Source organism: Mesorhizobium subarcticum (assembly GCF_055456085.1).
This window is the reverse complement of the sequence record NZ_CM144237.1, coordinates 1-16,156: the sequence shown is the minus strand read 5'-3', so window position 1 is coordinate 16,156 and position 16,156 is coordinate 1. Positions and strand designations below refer to the sequence as shown.

Here is a 16,156-nt window from a genome sequence, read left to right as displayed (position 1 = left end):
CGGGTGACGTGCCGGTCTGCCGAAGAGCCGGCAGGTTTGATTGCGGTGGAAGCGGCGCTGCTCATTGCACGTGCTCCTTGATCCGCAGCACGGTCGCGCCCGCATCATCATTCGGGCGCAGGCGGCGTCCGTCGGCGGAAAAGAGCAGCAGGCGCTCCGGCTTGATACCGAGATGCAGGGTCTGGCCCGAGACGATCTGCGGTGCGCGTTCGGCGAGGAGCCGGGCAATGACCGGATGATCGGCTCCCGGAACGTTAAGATGGACGAAGAGGTCTGACCCCATGTGCTCGACCAGCCGCACCGCGCCGGTCAGGACATTCGGGCCACCGGCATCGACGAGATGGAACGCTTCGGGGCGGATACCCAGGGTCAGGGCTGTACCCGGTCCGATATTGCCGGCGATAGAAAAGCTCGTGCCGGCCGTATCGGCCAGTCCGTCTTCGCGTAGCCTTGCGTCCAGCATGTTGATCTTGGGTGAGCCGATAAACTCGGCGATGCGCCGGTCGTCGGGATCGGCATAGATCTCCTGCGGCGGGGCGACCTGCAGCAACTCGCCGTCGAGCATGACCGCCACCCGGTCCGACATGGTCATGGCTTCGGACTGGTCGTGAGTGACATAGACGAAGGTGACGCCGAGGCGCTGATGCAATTCCTTGATCTCGGCGCGCATCTGAACTCTGAGCTTGGCGTCGAGATTGGAGAGCGGCTCGTCCATCAGGAAAACGGCGGGCTGGCGCACCATGGCACGGCCCACGGCCACGCGCTGACGCTGGCCGCCCGACAACTGGCCAGGCTTGCGGGCAAGCAGATGGCCGATGCCAAGCGCTTTCGCGGTCCGCATCACATCCAGCTCAATCTCTGAAGATATCGCCTTGGTGCCCGGCAGCAACCCGCCGACCATCGACAACCTCTGCCAGGCCGACAGCCGCCGCATACGCAAGGGCAGGGCCATGTTCTGAGCGACTGTCATATGCGGATAGAGCGCATAGGACTGGAACACCATCGCCACGTCGCGCCGCTTCGGACGTACGCCGTCGACGACACGATCGCCAATCGAAATCGAACCACCGGTCTGCACCTCGAGGCCTGCGAGGATGCGCAGCAGCGTCGACTTCCCGCAGCCAGACGGGCCGAGCAGCGTCAGGAACTCACCATCGGCTATCTTCAGCGAGACATCGCGCAGCACGGGGGTGGGGCCGAATGTCTTTTCTATTTTTTCGATTGATATAGCCGACATCGATTACCTCTTTCAGTCGGCAACGTTCAAAAGCATCGCCTTGATGAGTTCAAAATTGAGGCTGACCATCGAATGGCTTTGTTACATGGTTGTGACAATCATCGAATATTGCGATGTCAGATCAGCGATTCTGGATGAGTGTCCATCCGGTTCATGGGAGACGAATTTGGCCGAGGAAAAGGATCTTTCACTCAATGCCGTGCGGGCCTTCGTGCAGGTCGCGCGAGACAACAGCGTCACGCGGGCATCGAAGACACTCGGCATTACCCAGAGCTCGGTCAGCCGCCATCTTGCAGTGCTGGAGGAGTATTTCGGGGCAAAGCTGATCGAGCGGCGCGGCCGCCAGAGCCAGTTGACGGACTTCGGGCGACTGTTCGCCGATGCCGTCGCCGAACCGCTCGATACGATCCTCTTTACCGCAAAGCGGATGCGTCGCAGCGACAGGAAGGACGTCAATCGTCTCGTCGTGCGGACGTCGCTTTCCACCTTCGCCTATACGGTCCTCATCCCCAATCTACGCGAATTCTCGAAAGAAATGGGCGGCGTCACGGTCGACGTCATCAGCACCTTGTCTGCACCCGCTTCGACCGACAGCTTCGACGTACTGTTGACTCGAGATTTGATGTTGACCGAGCCGGCTGACCGCTGGGACGTCTATGACGAGCAACTCGTCTGTGTCGGGGCGCCGGATTGTGTCGCTGGCCGCGGCCTCAAGGCCTTGCGGAGCACCCCGATTATTGCGGTGACGTCCCGGCCCGACATTCTGCCCACCTGGCTGCGCGGAATGAACCTGAAGACATCCGATATCACCTCAGGCGCCCGTTACGACCAGCACTATCTCGCACTGCCGGCGGTAACGACCGGGCAGAGCCTGCTGGTGACGCCGCATATCGTGGTTGCGGAGCTGATCAGGCAGGGCCTTCTGGAAGTGCTTGCCGGGTCACGCGCGCCAAGCGGCATGCAGTACCGTGCCTATGCAATCGATCGCAGCGACAACCCGGATGTCGCCCGCGCCTTTTGCCGTTGGCTGACCCGACTTTGCCGGAAGATGACGGAGGAAGACGTCCCAGCCAAATAGGTCGCGCGCTTCTGATGTCATCGGTAAATGCGATCATTATCCTCGTTTTACGCGATGCCGTAATTGGCGAGTTGCAGTTACTTTGGCTAGTTCTGGGATAAACTCGGAATTTCGAGGAGAGTGGTATGTCACTCATCGCCAAAAGACTGCAAGCCGTCCGTCCTTCTCAAACCAAGGCTATGACTGCCGCTGCCGCCGCTTTGCGGGAGAAGGGCATTGATGTCATTACGCTCAGCCAGGGCGAACCGGATTTCGATACGCCCGACGTGGTGCAAAGAGCTGGAATAGCTGCCATCCGTGAAGGCAAGACACGCTACACGCCTGTCGCCGGCGTCAAGCCGCTGCGTGAGGCGATCCGTCAAAAGCTGCTGCGCGACAACAGCCTCGACTACGACATCGACGCGATCACGGTCGGCTGCGGCGCCAAACAGGTGGTCTTCAATGCGCTCTTCGCCAGTCTCGATCCGGGCGATGAGGTCATCATCCCGACACCCTGCTGGGTGTCCTATCCGGACATGGTGCGGCTTGCCGGCGGCGAGTTGGTTCTCGTCGCCTGCCACGAACGTTTCGGCTTCAAGCTGAAGCCGCAAGATCTGGAGGCGGCGATGACGCCGCGCACCAAGTGGCTGATGCTGAATTCACCCAACAATCCGACCGGTGCGGTCTATTCCAAGGCCGAGCTTGCGGCGCTCGCCGTCGTTCTGCGCCGCCATCCTCAAGTTCATGTGCTCGCAGACGATATCTACGAAAAACTCGTTTATGGCGTGCGTTTCGCGACGATGGCGGAAGCCGCGCCAGACCTCATCGGCCGGACGCTGACCGTCAACGGCGTTTCCAAGTCTAGCGCCATGACCGGATGGCGCCTCGGCTACGGCGCCGGGCCGAAGGATCTGATCAAGGCGATGAATACGATCCAGGGGCAGACGTCGTCCCACACCAGCTCGATCTCGCAATATGCAGCGATCGAAGCGATCGGTGGCAACCAGGACTACATCGACGATTTCGTCTCCAGCTTCCGCAAGCGCCGCGATCTCGTCGTGGAGAAGATTAACGAGGCCCAAGGCCTCAAATGCCGGACCCCGGATGGCGCCTTCTATGTCTTCGTCAATTGCGCCGGTGTGATCGGCAAGACAAGTCCTCAGGGCAAGGTGATCGAGACCGACATGGCTTTCGCCATGTATCTTCTGGAGCATTTCGGCGTCGCCGTTGTGCCGGGCAGCGGCTTCATGGCCTCGCCCTATATCCGCATTTCCTACGCCGCGTCGATCGAGGATCTCCAGCATGCCTGCGACCGCATTCTTGCAGCCTGCGAAGCCCTGTCAGAAAGTGAGAGTATCTATGAGCAAAGCAAAGCAACTGCGTGACCGCATGGCCGAACGCGGCCTTGTTCATATTATGGCGGCCCACAGCCCGCTGTCCGCCATCTTGGCCGAAGAGGCCGGCTTCGACGGCCTCTGGGCTTCCGGCTTCGAGCTTTCGGCGCTTTACGGTCTTGCCGATATGAGCCTGATCACGATGACCCAGCATCTCGATATGCTGCGGGCGATCGCCGGTCAGTCCTCGTTGCCGATCGTCGCCGATATCGATACGGGCTACGGCAACGCCGTGAACGTCATCCATGTCATCCAGGAATACGAAAAGGCGGGCACGGCCGCCGTCGTGATGGAGGACAAGACTTTCCCCAAAGTCACCAGCCTTGCCGCCGATGGGCGCCAAGAACTTCTGCGTATTGAGGAATTCCAGGGCAAGATCGAAGCTGCGGTCTCCATCCGCAGCGACCCGGATTTCCTCGTCATTGCCCGTACGGAAGCCCTGATTGCCGGGTTGAGCGAAGCGGAAGCGCTGAAGCGCGGCATGGCCTATGCCGAGGCCGGGGCAGACATGATCCTGATCCACTCGAAGAAGAAGGATCCGGCCGAAATCGAGAGTTTTTCGCGCGCCTGGAAAGGACCCGTTCCGCTGGTCGTCGTTCCCAACGCTTATCCGGAACTCGATGCCACGCGTATCCGCGCGCTCGGCAACATCAAGATGACGATCTACGGCAATTATGGCATCCGCGCCGCAACGACTGCGATGCAGGAAGCGTTCCGGCGGATCATCGCCGATGGCGGCGTGCAGAATGTGCACAAAGACATCGTGCCCGTCGAAGAGATCTTCCGGCTTCAGAAGATGGACCAGGTCAAGACCGACGAAAAGCGGTTCCTGAGATAGGTGGGCACTATGCGGCTAACGCCCGCCGCCAATTCCGATGACCCCGAGTTCGGTATCTCCGTTGCCGAAGACGGAGATGCCGTCACATTAAACTTCGACCTTGATCAGATCGCAGCGTTTCGCGCCAAGTTCGGAGACGCAGTCTTTGTCCAGGTCGCGACGCGATATGTGGAAGAGAGAGCCGAGGCGCTCTCTGCACATGACGAGCTTTGGCTGTGGAAGGAAGCGGTCCAAGCTCACGTGATGGCGCCGGCGGTAGGCGGTAAGGGCGTTGACGACAGAGAGGCTTGAGCTTGTTTGGCCTCACCAAAGGTGAGCGCCGTTTCCTCGCTTTCGGTCTCGGCCAGGCTCACACTTGGTTGGCGTCGAGGATTCTCTGCCGAACATCTCAACCCGTGGCCGGGAAGAGCGTTGCCGTGGCCGTTGCAGGGCCAGCGAATATAGAGGGCTAGCGTCGGCCTGGTTCTCATCTGGTTCCTGAGAATGCGGTCAGCCCAGTCGTTGAACCGAATGAGATCGCGATGCCCGATTGCGGCTTGGCGTCGAAAGAGGACGAATTGGAGAGCCATAGCGCGGAATCGGATAGGGAGGCAATGTGATCAAGCCAGAAGGGATGGATGCAAAAAACTGGGCTTGCGGTTCAGCGACAGGCCTTAAGCTAATATCTACTGGACAAGGTGTTTTCCTTGACGGAACTGCGCGCGTTGCAGCATTCAGCTTCCCGCCATATCGGGAATTTGCGGTATGAAATTCGAGCTTCGCCATCTGCGATACGTTCTCGCAGCGGCGGAGCAGCGAAGCTTTCGGCGGGCTGCTCGCAGCCTTTCCGTCGAGCCATCGACGATCAGTCGCCGCATCCGCGATCTGGAAGACGACATTGGCGCTGCCCTGTTCATTCGCGCTCATGGTGGCGTCTGTCTCACTGTTGCAGGTGAGCGCTTCATCCGAAGGGCACGCAAAGCGCTGAACCAACTCACCCATGCTACCCTTGATGCCAGCGCCATAGGGCGAGGGCAAGCGGGCATCATCAGGATCGGCCTGATGTCCTCGATTGCTTCCGGTTTCATCGCCAAGCTTCTGGATGCCTATTGTGTCAGTCATGCCGAGGTGCGGATCGAATATGTCGAAGGTGAAGCTTCTCAACATGTTCCGGCGATCCAGCAGCACCGGCTGGATGTCGCCTTCCTGACGGGCACGCCTGCGCCCGAAGACTGCGACGTTTTGCATCTGTGGAACGAGCGGATTTTCGTAGCGATGTCGGGCAGGCATGAACTGGCCGCAAAAGAGGGGATCGCGTGGAGCGATCTTCGAGACCGGGAGTTCATCGTCAGCGAAGCGCAGTCGGGGCAGGAGATTCACGACTACTTGGTGAAGCATCTTGCCGAACTCGGCCATAGTCCAAGCGTACAGCAGCATGCGGTCTATCGAGACACACTGATGCAGATTGTCGCCGGCGGAAGCAGTCTGACGCTCACCAGCGAAGCGACGATCGCTGCTCAGTTTCCCGGTGTCGTCTATCGCCCTCTTACCGGCGAAGTGCTGCCTTTCTGCGCGGTATGGTCGCCCCGCAATGACAATCCGGCCTTCCGGCGGCTTCTCAGCTTGGCCAAAGTCATTTCGAAACGCGGTGAGGCCAGCGTTGTCATGACGGGCGTGACTGGTCCTTCGGAAAGCGGGATGAACGGTTCTGATCCAGCGCTCGCCGCACCTTTGCAAAGCCCCGATCCGTCGCAATAAACCGTTCCAGCATCGGCACGATCAGCCGCTTTGGATCGGCAGGGGGCTGACCGCTCTCCCTGGCCAGGGCCTCGGCATAGGCGGCGAGATCACGATGCAGGCTACCAGGCAAGTCTATTGTGACCTTGACTTGCTTGTCTTCGGTAATCGGGCCGAGTTTCAGCTTGGTCATTTCAGCCCCTGTATGGTTCGAGGACGAGATCGCGGGTGACGATCACGCGGACTGGGAATCCAGGTCGAATGGTAAGCGTCGGCGCAATGTTGAGCTGTCGGCTAACGATCTGCTGACCGGTCTGATTGACGCTGTCCGATGCCCCTTGGCGCAACGCGCGCACGATGTCGCTGTCCTGGCCCGACGATCCTGCCTCTGCGCCGACGCTAAGGATGGTGGAGAGCGCGGCGGCCTTGAACAGTTCGCCCCAGTGATAGTCGACGCCATCCTCCAGACCGGCATATCCCTCGGAGTCGGTGCCTGGTTGGCGTTCGAGCACGATCGAGCGTCCGTTCGGCATGATGAGCCGGTTCCAGACCAGCAGCACGCGGCGCTGGCCGAAGCCGACGCCGTTATCGTATTGGCCGATCAATCTGGTGCCTTGGGGCACAAGCAGGATGCGGCCGGTCGGGCTGTCATAGATGTTCTCAGTGACCTGAGCAGTGATCTGGCCGGGCAGATCGGAGCGGATGCCGGTGATCAGCGCCGCCGAGATCACCGCTCCGGCCTGCAGGATGTTCGGCGACGCCGGCGCAGCGACCCGATCCGGGGAGACGGTCCGTCGATCGGCGGCAGCGTTGAGGAAGGCGAGCTGGCGGTCCTGCGCGGTCGGTGTGGCGGGCTGCGGTGCAAGGCCGAGGCTTGTCAGGTCGGGCAGAGGCAGTTGGGGATTGGCGGCTGGCGTCGCCCCAGGTGATACCGCCGCGGGCGCGCTTGTCCTGGTTTCTGTCGAGGCGAACAGGCGCGCCGTGCGCGCGGCCTCCAATTCCTGCAGCCGGCGCTGTTCCTCGGCGCTGAGGCCGGGGTTGGGTGTCGCCATGCCAGGAACGGGGACCTGCTGCCCCCGGTTCTGAGCGTCGAGGATGGGACGGCCAAGGTCGCCGGGCAGCGGAGGGCCCAGCACCGGCCCCGTATAGTCCCGCGGCAGGCCGGCAAGGCCGTCGGCGGTGGCGCGATTGTCAGTCGAATACAGCTCCTCATTCGGCCGACCGCCGTCGCGGGTCTGGAGGGCGTAGATCAGCGCGCCGCCGATCCCGACGCTGGCGACGAAACCGAGACCGGTCAACACCTTCCTCGACAAGCGCGTGACACGCGGCGCCTCAGCGCGCAGCCGCATTGGCGGCGCCGGTTCGCCGGTCAGGGGCTGCTCGACGTTTTCCGGCTCGGGCCGTTCCTCTTGTCCGGTTTCGATGTCGCTCACGATGCCGGCCTCCCGTCGGTACGGGTGATCCGCACGCGCTTCTGGCGGTCGCCCGCGCCAAAGTGCAGCTCGGCAGCGGCGAACAGGCGGTCGACGATCATGTGGTTGCCGCGAACCCGGTAGTTCACCAACTCGGACGTGTTGCCTTCAGGGCCGATGACGAAGAGTGGCGGCATCTCGCCCTGACCAATGCCGCGCGGAAACTCGATGAACACCTGACGGCCATCATCGAAGGCGCGGAGCGGCCGCCACGGCGCGCGGTCGCCGTCGATCTCGTAGCGGAAATTGACGCGGGAAATGTCGATGCCAGTGGCGACTGGCTGGACTGCCTGGGCCTCGGTATTTTGACGGCGCAGCGCGATGAGCTGATCCTGCGGATACTGCCAGGAAACGGACGCCATATATGTCCGCTCGGTCGAGCGCAGCTCCATGTAGTAGGTGCGCAGGTTGGTGTTGATGACCAGGTTGGTCATCAGCTCGACGCGGGTCGGTTTCACCAAAATATGGATCTGTCGCGTCGCGCCGGTTCCGCTTTCCGTGTCACCGATGATCCAGCGCACGGTGTCGCCGGCGGCGACGGGACCGGAGCCGACGAGCTGCTCGCCGGGCTGGAGCGCGATGTCGGTGATCTGCCCGACGGCGGTGTAGACCTGATACAGTGCGCCTTGTGTGAACGGATAGACCTGCATCGAGTTGATGAAGCCGTTGCGTACCGGCTGAATGCGAGCAGCGGCGTTGGCCTGGTTGACCCGCGCTGTCGGATCGGACGCCTCAGGTGCTCTCCGCTTCGTCTCGACCGGCTTCATCTGGCCGGGTAGCGGCAGTGGCCGGGGAAGTTCGACCACGGTGACCGGCGCCGGCGGATCGACCGTCTGCACGGCCGGCGCGGCGTCGTCATAGCTGATCTCGGGCGGCTTATGCGACGTGGCGCAGCCGGCGAGTGCGGTCGTCGCGAGGAGGATGAGCGGCAACCCGGCTTTGCGCAAAACCGACGACGCGGATGTATGTGAAGCCGGGTTTCCGGCTTTACGGAAAGACGACTTCATTGTCCCAGCTCCCGTGACCAATTGATGGCGTTGACGTAGATTCCGAGCGGATTGGCCCGGAGTTTTTCGGCGTCGCGCGGCGGCTGCACGACGATGGTGAGGATGGCGGTCCAGCGTGATGTCTCGGCAAGCGCGCCGTCCTGATAGTGGCGCTCGACCCAGGCGACGCGGAAACTCGTTGGCGACGCGCGGATGACCGACGAGACATCGACCGAGATCTGCTGCTTGCCGACCTTGGTGAAGGGGTCGTTGGCGCGGGCATAGTCGTTGAGCGCCATCGCGCCAGCCGAGGTCGTGAACTCATAGGCGCGCAGCCAGTTCTGCCGGACAATGATGGCGTCGGCCGGGATCGAGCGAACCTGCTCGATGAAGCGGGCGAGATGCCAGGCCATCTGCGGATCGGTCGGTTGATAGTCGGCGGTGGCGGGCGCGACGGCCTGCGCCTGCCCGAGGCGATCGATCTGCACCACCCAGGGCACGATCGTTCCGCGCGCCGACTGCCAGACCAGCGCGGAAGCGAAGCCGGCCGAGAGGATCAGCGAGCCGAACGCCATCCAACGCCAGTTCTTTGCCTGCACACGGGCCGAGCCGATGCGTTCGTCCCAGACCTGGCCAGCGCGCTGGTAGGGCGTCTCGGGCTCGGGTGATTTGCCATAGTGGGTTGCCGGTCGTTTGAAGAGGCTCATCAGCGTTCGCTTTCGGATAGGTTGATGGAAGAGCCGCCGCCATGGCTGTCGCCGGAGCGGACGGCATGCGCGGCGGCCTGGACGCCGTGGGTGATGTTCTGAGAGCGCTTCATGCGCTTGGCCCAGTTGGGCGGCCGGGAAGACGCGCTCTGGCTGGTAGAGGAGTCGTTAGCGGCCTCGGTGTCGCCGCCGATCGTGCCGGCGGTCGAAGAGCCGCCGGTTGCCTCGAAGGCGGACTTGGCGCCGGCGGAAAAGCTCGACTTCACACTGTCCGCCGTACGCGACGCGGCGCGTTTCAGCGGAGAGGCTGCAGCGGACGCGCCGGCGCGGGCTACGCCACCGAGGCCGGAAGCGACACCCGCCGCACCGGACTGGCCAGCCGCGCCGAGGCTGTAGGCGCTGGACGCTCCACCTGCGAGAGCGGCTCCACCGCGCGCGGCGGCGGCCGCGCCACCGATCGCGGCAGTACCTCCGGAAGCAACAGCTCCCACGGTGGCCGCGCCGGCGGCGACCATGCCCCCGGCGGCAACCCCGGTGCCGATCGCCGCGCCCGCGCCGAGCTGCGGTCCGCCGGAGACGAGGCCGTTGGCGATGCCGGGACCGAAGATGCCGAGGCCCAGCAGCGAGAGCGCTGCGAGCACGATCGCCATGGCCTGGTCGATCGTCGGTGTCGCGCCACCGAAGCCAGCGGTGAATTCCGAGAACAAGGTGGAGCCGATACCGATGATGACGGCGAGCACGAGCACCTTGATGCCGGACGATATGACGTTGCCGAGGACCCGCTCGGCCATGAAGGCGGATTTGCCGAAGAGGCCAAAGGGAATGAGAACAAAGCCGGCGAGCGTCGTCAGCTTGAACTCTATAAGCGTCACGAAGAGCTGGATGGCGAGGATGAAGAAGGCGAGTAGCACCAGTGCCCAAGCAAAGAACATGCAGGCGATCTGGATGAAATTCTCGAAGAAGCTCCAGTAGCCCATCAGGCCGGAGATGGAATCGAGCAGCGGCCGGCCGGCATCGAGCCCGGTTTGCGCCACCTTGCCGGGACGCAGCAGATCCGCTGTGGTAAAGCCCGTGCCGCTCGCCTTCAGGCCGAGCCCGGCAAAACTCTCGAAAACGATGCGGGCGAGATTGTTCCAGTTGCCGATGATGTAGGCGAACACCCCGACGAACAGGGTCTTCTTCACCAGCCGCGCAATGATGTCGTCGTCGGCACCCCAGCTCCAGAACAGGGCGGCGAGCGTCACGTCGATGACGATCAGGGTCGTGGCGATGAACGCGACTTCACCGCTCAACAGGCCGAACCCGCTATCGATGTAGCGGGTGAAGACCTCCAGGAAGTGGTCGATGACGCCGGAGCCGCCCATGGTTTTACCTGACTTCTTCGGGTTGGAGCGGAACCGTTGGCGCCGGGATGGTCGCCATCGGGTGCGGCGACTGCGGTGAGTCGGGCAACCGCTCGGCGGGGCGAGATCCGGGAGCCAGGAAGCGGCGGCGGTTCTCGGCCCAGGCGTGCAGGCAGGACGGGTCGCGCGGACCGGCCTCGCCGATCCCTGCGCAGCGGGTGAGTTCGGCCCGCAAGGGGTCGGCGGCCTCGTCACTGGAACGATCGACACGTCGATAGATCGGCGCGTCCTCGTGTCTGGCCATCTCGACCGCCGTGGCGGTGACGGCCACGGCGCTGAAGACGATGGCACCGATGCGGGCGAACATCTTTCCATCCATGATCGCACCCTCAGTTGCCGCTCTGGAACATCCGGGCGTTGCCGGGCTGATAGCCGGAGCCGGGGGTAAGGAAGCGACGGCGCTGCTCGCGTCCCTGTTCGGCCGCCGTGGCTTGCTCGGCGGACTGGAGCGCCTGCGCCCGGCCATTGGCGGCGACGACGGCCGTGAGGTCGGCGAGTTGCTGCGCCTGTAGCGCGAGGAGCTGGTTGCCGGCCTGCGTCGCCTGAAGGGCTCCGGTCGCGCCCTGGCTTTGACCGACCAGCGCCGACATCTGCGTCCGGTTGGTGTCGATGTTGCCGACGACGCCAGCTTGGACGCGCATGGAGTCCTGCAGGCCGCCGACCGTGTTCTGCCAGCGCGAACGCGCGTCAGCGACAAGCTGTTGGTCGGATGCCGATAGCGAGATGTTGCCGTATTTGGTCTGGAATGCCTTGTCGATATCCTGGACGCTGTAGGCTAGGTTCTGCGCTTGGGCGAGGAGCTGTTGCGTCCGCTGCACGGATTGCTGAAGCTGCTGGAGCGCTGAGAACGGCAGACTTGCGAGATTGCGGGCTTGGTTGATCAGCATCGTCGCTTGATTTTGCAGCGAGGTGATCTGGTTGTTGATCTGCTGAAGCGCGCGGGCCGCCTGAAGGACATTTTGCGCGTAATTGGTGGGGTCGAAGACGATGATGGCGTGCGCCGGCGAGGTCAGCAGCGGCGCCAGCGCCAACGGCGCCGCCAGCATGGAGAAGACGAGCCGAGCGGCGCGCGTGCGGGAGCGATAACGGGTCATAACGATACCTCCGGGCTGGTGGGGATGGCGGTCTGGGGAATGACGTTGGTGAGATCGGCGATCAGATCCGACGCCCAGCCGAGCGAGCATTCGGCGAGCCACTCGTGCAGGAAGCCGTCACGGCCGGACCGGGCGAACACCTCGGCGATCAGAGCCTGGTGCTGCTTCGAGGATGCGGCGCAGAGCGCCAGTGCGACATCGGACAGGCCCAGCTCGAACAGTCGGTTGCCGCGCCGTGACTGGCAGTAGTAGTCGCGCTTCGGCATGGCCCGCGCGAGGATTTCGATCTGGCGGTCGTTGAGGCCGAAGCGACGATAGATGGCGGTGATCTGTGGCTCGATCGCACGCTCGTTCGGCAGCAGCAGGCGGGTCAGGCAGCTCTCGATGATTGCTGGCGCGATCGCGGAATTGTCGATGTCCGACAGCGACTGCGTGGCGAAGATGACGCTGGCGTTCTTCTTGCGCAGCGTTTTCAGCCACTCGCGGAGCTGGCCGGCAAAGCCTTCGTCGTCGAGGGCGAGCCAGCCTTCATCGACGATCAGCAATGTCGGTCGGCCGTCGAGCCGATCCTCGATGCGATGGAACAGATAGGCGAGCACTGCGGGCGCGGCCCCGGTGCCGATCAGGCCCTCGGTCTCGAAGGCCTGCACCGAGGCGTCACCGAGATACTCGGCCTCCGCGTCGAGCAGCCGACCATAGGGACCTCCGACGCAATAGGGTCGCAGCGCCTGTTTCAGATCGTTCGACTGCAGCAGGACGGCGAGGCCGGTGATGGTGCGCTCGTTGATCGGAGCGGAGGCCAATGAGGTCAGCGCCGACCACAGATGTTCTTTTACGTCAGGCGTGATCGGCACGCCCTCGCGCATCAGGATCGCGACGATCCAATCTGCGGCCCAGGCACGTTCCTGAACCTCGTGGATTCCGGCCAGCGGCTGGAGCGAGACCGTGGTGTCCGATCCCTCGGTCAGGCCACCGCCGAGATCATGCCAGTCGCCACGCATCGCCAGCGCCGCCGCGCGGATCGATCCGCCGAAGTCGAAAGCGAACACCTGAGAGTTGCCATAACGGCGGAACTGCAACGCCATGAGCGCCAGCAGCACCGACTTGCCGGCGCCGGTCGGGCCGACGACGAGCGTGTGCCCGACGTCGCCGACGTGAAGGGAAAACCGGAACGGGGTGCTTCCCTCGGTCTTGCCGTAGAGCAAGGGGGGCGACCCGAAGTGCTCATCCCGTTCCGGCCCCGCCCACACCGCCGACAGCGGGATCATGTGGGCGAGATTGAGCGTGGAAATCGGCGGTTGCCGGACATTGGCGTAGACGTGGCCGGGCAGCGAGCCGAGCCAGGCATCGACGGCATTGATCGTCTCGGGCATTGCCGTGAAGTCGCGACCCTGGACGATCTTCTCGACCAGCCGCAGCTTCTCGGCAGCGATACGCGGATCCTCGTCCCAGACCGTGACGGTCGCCGTCACATAGGCCTGGCCGGCATAATCGGCGCCGAGCTCCTGAAGCGCTAGATCGGCGTCGGCTGCCTTGTTGGCGGCATCTGTGTCGACGAGCGCCGAGGCTTCGTTGGTCATCACCTCCTTCAGGATGGCGGCGATCGATTTGCGCTTGGCGAACCATTGCCGCCGGATCTTCGTCAGCAGCTTGGTCGCATCGGTCTTGTCGAGCAGGATCGCCCGGGTCGACCAGCGATAGGAAAAGGCCAGCCGATTGAGATCGTCGAGCAATCCAGGCGTGGTTGCCGTCGGAAAGCCGACGATGGTGAGGATGCGCAGATGCGCCGTTCCCAATCTAGGCTCCAGCCCGCCGGTGAGCGTCTGGTCGGCGATCAGCGCATCGAGATACATCGGCGTCTCGGGAACGCGCACGCGGTGGCGTTTGGTCGAGACGCAGGAATGGAGGTAGGTCAGCGTCTCGCCGTCGTCGAGCCAGAGGCATTCGGGCATGAAACCTTCGACGAGCTGCAGCACGCGATCGGTGCGGTCGATGAAGCCGCGCAGGATCTCATGGGCATCGACGCCCGATTGTTCGCGGCCTTCGTAGAGCCAGGCTTCGGTGCGCGCGGCATCCTCGGCAGGCGGGAGATAGAGGAAGGTCAGGAAGTAGCTCGAACTCGAAATGCGTGCCCGCCTCCTCGAAGTCGGCCTTGCGCTCGGCATCCAACAGACCCGACGCTGAATCCGGGAACATGCTGGAGGGATAGGTCCCGGCCGCATGGCGCTGCGCTTCGACGAAAATCGACCAGCCGGAGCCGAGACGCCGGAAGGCGTTGTTGAGCCGGCCGGCGACGGCGACCAGTTCGGCCGGCACGGCGCTATCCATATCTGGGCCGCGGAAACGGGCCGTGCGCTGGAACGATCCGTCCTTGTTGAGAACGACGCCTTCGCCGACCAGGGCGACCCAAGGCAGGAAGTCGGCGAGCCTTGTGTTGCGATTGCGATATTCAGCAAGGTTTAACATCGATGCGTCTCCTCAGACCGCCAGGTGGCCGGGGATGCGCAGATGGCGGCGCACCACATCGACGAATTGTGGATCGCGCTTGGCTGCCCAGACGGCGGCGAAGTGGCCGATGGCCCAAAGGCTGAGGCCGACCAGCCAGAGACGCAGCCCGAGACCGAGCGCCGCCGCCAGCGTGCCGTTGAGGATGGCGATCGCGCGCGGGGCGCCGCCGAGCAGGATGTGCTCGGTCAGCGCCCGGTGGACCGGAACGGAGAAGCCCGGCACCTCGCCGGCATGTTCAGTCGGAACGGCCATCAGACGAGCGCCCCACCGCCGAACGAGAAGAACGACAGGAAGAACGAGCTGGCGGCGAACGCGATCGACAGGCCGAAGACGATTTGGATCAGCCGGCGGAAGCCACCCGACGTATCACCGAAGGCCAGCGTCAGACCGGTGACGATGATGATGATCACCGCCATGATCTTGGCGACCGGGCCTTCGATCGACTGGAGGATCTGTTGGAGCGGCTGTTCCCACGGCATGGACGAGCCCGACGCATAGGCGGCGGGCGTCAGGGCGATCGACAGGAACGTGACGGCCGCCGCAGTTGCGATGTGACGGCGTATGCGGTGCGAATAACGGATCATGCTGGATCTCCCGATGGTTCGGATGCTGCGAGGGTTAGGCGATAGTCGCCGGTCGGGCCGAGCCCATCGACACGGGCGAGTTCGGTCAGGCGTCGCTGGGTGCCGCGGCCGGAAAGGACGGCGACGAGATCGATGGTCTCGGCGATTAGCGCGCGCGGGACGGTGACGACGGCTTCCTGGATGAGTTGCTCGAGGCGGCGCACCGCGCCGATCGCGGTGCCGGCGTGGATGGTGCCGATACCGCCCGGATGGCCGGTGCCCCAGGCTTTCAAAAGGTCGAGGGCTTCAGCGCCGCGGACCTCGCCGATCGGAATCCGGTCTGGTCGGAGCCGCAGGCTGGAGCGCACCAGATCTGAGAGCGAGACGACGCCGTCTTTGGTGCGCAGCGCGACGAGGTTGGGTGCTGCGCATTGCAGCTCGCGCGTATCCTCGATCAGGACGACGCGATCGTCCGTCTTGGCGACTTCCGCCAGGAGCGCGTTGGTGAGCGTCGTCTTGCCTGTCGAGGTGCCGCCGGCGACGAGGATGTTTTTCCGGGACGCCACTGCGTCGCGTAGCGCCTCGGATTGCGCCTTCGTCATGATGCCGGCGGCGACGTAATCATCGAGAGTAAAGACGGCGACTGCGGGCTTGCGGATTGCAAATGCAGGCGATGAGACGACAGGAGGCAGCAGGCCTTCGAACCGCTCCCCCGTCTCGGGCAGTTCGGCCGAAACGCGTGGGCTACCAGCATGGACCTCGGCGCCGACATGGTGCGCGACCAGGCGCACGATCCGTTCGCCGTCGGCGGGGGAGAGCCGCTCACCGGTATCGGAAAGCCCCTCGGAAAGTCGGTCGATCCAGAGCCGTCCGTCGGGGTTGAGCATCACCTCAACGATCGCGGGATCTTCCAGAAACCGGGCGATGGCGGGGCCAAGGGCGGTGCGCAACATACGCGCGCCCCGCACGATCGCTTCGGATTTCTGGTGAGTTGTCGCCACGTCGTCCCCGTTCTTTCGCGGGCGCGCACGACACGCGGCCCTGGATCGGGGTGATTAAAAGAGCCAGAAATCAGGCCGGTTCAACAAGATTAGATCGTCGTAGTAGCCTAGCGTGCAAATACAGGAGAACGGCGGAATTACCGAATGCGCGGGCCTGTCAGATGGACAGTCAGCTTCCGC

16 protein-coding genes and 1 pseudogene are annotated in these 16,156 nt (G+C 63.6%); 5 read left to right on the top strand and 12 right to left on the bottom strand.

Annotation, left to right across the window (positions count from 1 at the left end; all coding sequences use genetic code 11):
* Nucleotides 1–61: 61 nt before the first annotated feature.
* Complete coding sequence (locus ACZYHG_RS00085; protein WP_464611987.1) at nucleotides 62–1,237, bottom strand: ABC transporter ATP-binding protein; 1,176 nt, start codon at nucleotides 1,235–1,237, stop codon at nucleotides 62–64.
* Between the two features lie 166 nt (nucleotides 1,238–1,403).
* Between ACZYHG_RS00085 and ACZYHG_RS00080 the strand changes: the two genes are divergently transcribed.
* The 5 genes from ACZYHG_RS00080 (at nucleotide 1,404) to ACZYHG_RS00060 (ending at nucleotide 6,263) form a co-directional block, all read left to right on the top strand.
* The gene (locus ACZYHG_RS00080) at nucleotides 1,404–2,315 is read left to right on the top strand and encodes a LysR family transcriptional regulator (protein WP_464611986.1); all 912 of its coding nucleotides are present in this window, start codon (nucleotides 1,404–1,406) and stop codon (nucleotides 2,313–2,315) included.
* 125 nt (nucleotides 2,316–2,440) lie between these two features.
* Nucleotides 2,441–3,679: a pyridoxal phosphate-dependent aminotransferase gene (locus ACZYHG_RS00075; protein ID WP_464611985.1), complete on the top strand. Its 1,239-nt coding sequence runs from the start codon at nucleotides 2,441–2,443 to the stop codon at nucleotides 3,677–3,679.
* Nucleotides 3,654–4,526, top strand: a complete 873-nt coding sequence (locus tag ACZYHG_RS00070; protein ID WP_464611984.1) for an isocitrate lyase/phosphoenolpyruvate mutase family protein — start codon at nucleotides 3,654–3,656, stop codon at nucleotides 4,524–4,526. Before ACZYHG_RS00075 ends, ACZYHG_RS00070 begins: the two co-directional genes overlap by 26 nt.
* 9 nt (nucleotides 4,527–4,535) lie before the next feature.
* Nucleotides 4,536–4,817, top strand: coding sequence for a hypothetical protein (locus tag ACZYHG_RS00065; RefSeq protein ID WP_464611983.1), 282 nt, complete (start codon nucleotides 4,536–4,538; stop codon nucleotides 4,815–4,817).
* 453 nt (nucleotides 4,818–5,270) lie between these two features.
* Nucleotides 5,271–6,263, top strand: a complete 993-nt coding sequence (locus tag ACZYHG_RS00060) for a LysR family transcriptional regulator (RefSeq protein WP_464611982.1) — start codon at nucleotides 5,271–5,273, stop codon at nucleotides 6,261–6,263.
* Here the strand turns inward: ACZYHG_RS00060 and ACZYHG_RS00055 are convergent.
* The 11 genes and pseudogenes from ACZYHG_RS00055 to trbB all read right to left on the bottom strand — a co-directional run bounded on the left by ACZYHG_RS00055 (nucleotide 6,169) and on the right by trbB (nucleotide 15,976).
* Nucleotides 6,169–6,435: a DUF2274 domain-containing protein gene (locus ACZYHG_RS00055; protein ID WP_464611981.1), complete on the bottom strand. Its 267-nt coding sequence runs from the start codon at nucleotides 6,433–6,435 to the stop codon at nucleotides 6,169–6,171. The two genes, ACZYHG_RS00060 and ACZYHG_RS00055, sit on opposite strands and share 95 nt — an antisense overlap.
* A gap of 1 nt (nucleotide 6,436) precedes the next feature.
* Complete coding sequence (locus tag ACZYHG_RS00050; protein WP_464611980.1) at nucleotides 6,437–7,675, bottom strand: TraB/TrbI/VirB10 family type IV secretion system protein; 1,239 nt, start codon at nucleotides 7,673–7,675, stop codon at nucleotides 6,437–6,439.
* Nucleotides 7,672–8,721 (bottom strand): P-type conjugative transfer protein TrbG, encoded by a 1,050-nt coding sequence (gene trbG / locus ACZYHG_RS00045; RefSeq protein WP_464611979.1) that lies wholly within the window; start codon nucleotides 8,719–8,721, stop codon nucleotides 7,672–7,674. Before trbG ends, ACZYHG_RS00050 begins: the two co-directional genes overlap by 4 nt.
* On the bottom strand, nucleotides 8,718–9,407 hold the full coding sequence (gene trbF / locus ACZYHG_RS00040) for a conjugal transfer protein TrbF (protein ID WP_464611978.1): 690 nt from the start codon (nucleotides 9,405–9,407) through the stop codon (nucleotides 8,718–8,720). The genes trbG and trbF overlap by 4 nt, the downstream gene beginning before the upstream one ends.
* Nucleotides 9,407–10,771, bottom strand: a complete 1,365-nt coding sequence (gene trbL, locus ACZYHG_RS00035) for a P-type conjugative transfer protein TrbL (protein WP_464611977.1) — start codon at nucleotides 10,769–10,771, stop codon at nucleotides 9,407–9,409. Before trbL ends, trbF begins: the two co-directional genes overlap by 1 nt.
* A gap of 4 nt (nucleotides 10,772–10,775) precedes the next feature.
* Entirely contained in the window at nucleotides 10,776–11,129 is a 354-nt protein-coding gene (gene trbK-alt / locus ACZYHG_RS00030) for a putative entry exclusion protein TrbK-alt (protein ID WP_464611976.1), read from the bottom strand.
* 10 nt (nucleotides 11,130–11,139) lie between these two features.
* The gene (gene trbJ, locus ACZYHG_RS00025) at nucleotides 11,140–11,904 is read right to left on the bottom strand and encodes a P-type conjugative transfer protein TrbJ (protein WP_464611975.1); all 765 of its coding nucleotides are present in this window, start codon (nucleotides 11,902–11,904) and stop codon (nucleotides 11,140–11,142) included.
* Nucleotides 11,901–14,370: pseudogene (gene trbE, locus ACZYHG_RS00020) on the bottom strand (conjugal transfer protein TrbE). Before trbE ends, trbJ begins: the two are co-directional and overlap by 4 nt.
* A 12-nt stretch (nucleotides 14,371–14,382) precedes the next feature.
* Nucleotides 14,383–14,664, bottom strand: coding sequence for a VirB3 family type IV secretion system protein (locus ACZYHG_RS00015; RefSeq protein WP_464611974.1), 282 nt, complete (start codon nucleotides 14,662–14,664; stop codon nucleotides 14,383–14,385).
* Complete coding sequence (locus tag ACZYHG_RS00010; RefSeq protein WP_188345436.1) at nucleotides 14,664–14,996, bottom strand: TrbC/VirB2 family type IV secretion system protein; 333 nt, start codon at nucleotides 14,994–14,996, stop codon at nucleotides 14,664–14,666. Before ACZYHG_RS00010 ends, ACZYHG_RS00015 begins: the two co-directional genes overlap by 1 nt.
* Nucleotides 14,993–15,976 (bottom strand): P-type conjugative transfer ATPase TrbB, encoded by a 984-nt coding sequence (gene trbB, locus ACZYHG_RS00005; protein ID WP_464611973.1) that lies wholly within the window; start codon nucleotides 15,974–15,976, stop codon nucleotides 14,993–14,995. The genes ACZYHG_RS00010 and trbB overlap by 4 nt, the downstream gene beginning before the upstream one ends.
* Nucleotides 15,977–16,156: the final 180 nt, after the last annotated feature.

Bases quoted from the DNA above. Each gene is read 5' to 3' on its own strand.
- ACZYHG_RS00085 (WP_464611987.1), bottom strand. From the start codon at position 1,237: ATGTCGGCTATATCAATCGAAAAAATAGAAAAGACATTCGGCCCCACC.
- ACZYHG_RS00075 (WP_464611985.1), top strand. From the start codon at position 2,441: ATGTCACTCATCGCCAAAAGACTGCAAGCCGTCCGTCCTTCTCAAACC.
- ACZYHG_RS00070 (WP_464611984.1), top strand. From the start codon at position 3,654: ATGAGCAAAGCAAAGCAACTGCGTGACCGCATGGCCGAACGCGGCCTT.
- ACZYHG_RS00065 (WP_464611983.1), top strand. From the start codon at position 4,536: ATGCGGCTAACGCCCGCCGCCAATTCCGATGACCCCGAGTTCGGTATC.
- ACZYHG_RS00060 (WP_464611982.1), top strand. From the start codon at position 5,271: ATGAAATTCGAGCTTCGCCATCTGCGATACGTTCTCGCAGCGGCGGAG.
- ACZYHG_RS00055 (WP_464611981.1), bottom strand. From the start codon at position 6,435: ATGACCAAGCTGAAACTCGGCCCGATTACCGAAGACAAGCAAGTCAAG.
- trbG (WP_464611979.1), bottom strand. From the start codon at position 8,721: ATGAAGTCGTCTTTCCGTAAAGCCGGAAACCCGGCTTCACATACATCC.
- trbF (WP_464611978.1), bottom strand. From the start codon at position 9,407: ATGAGCCTCTTCAAACGACCGGCAACCCACTATGGCAAATCACCCGAG.
- trbL (WP_464611977.1), bottom strand. From the start codon at position 10,771: ATGGGCGGCTCCGGCGTCATCGACCACTTCCTGGAGGTCTTCACCCGC.
- trbK-alt (WP_464611976.1), bottom strand. From the start codon at position 11,129: ATGGATGGAAAGATGTTCGCCCGCATCGGTGCCATCGTCTTCAGCGCC.
- trbJ (WP_464611975.1), bottom strand. From the start codon at position 11,904: ATGACCCGTTATCGCTCCCGCACGCGCGCCGCTCGGCTCGTCTTCTCC.
- ACZYHG_RS00015 (WP_464611974.1), bottom strand. From the start codon at position 14,664: ATGGCCGTTCCGACTGAACATGCCGGCGAGGTGCCGGGCTTCTCCGTT.
- ACZYHG_RS00010 (WP_188345436.1), bottom strand. From the start codon at position 14,996: ATGATCCGTTATTCGCACCGCATACGCCGTCACATCGCAACTGCGGCG.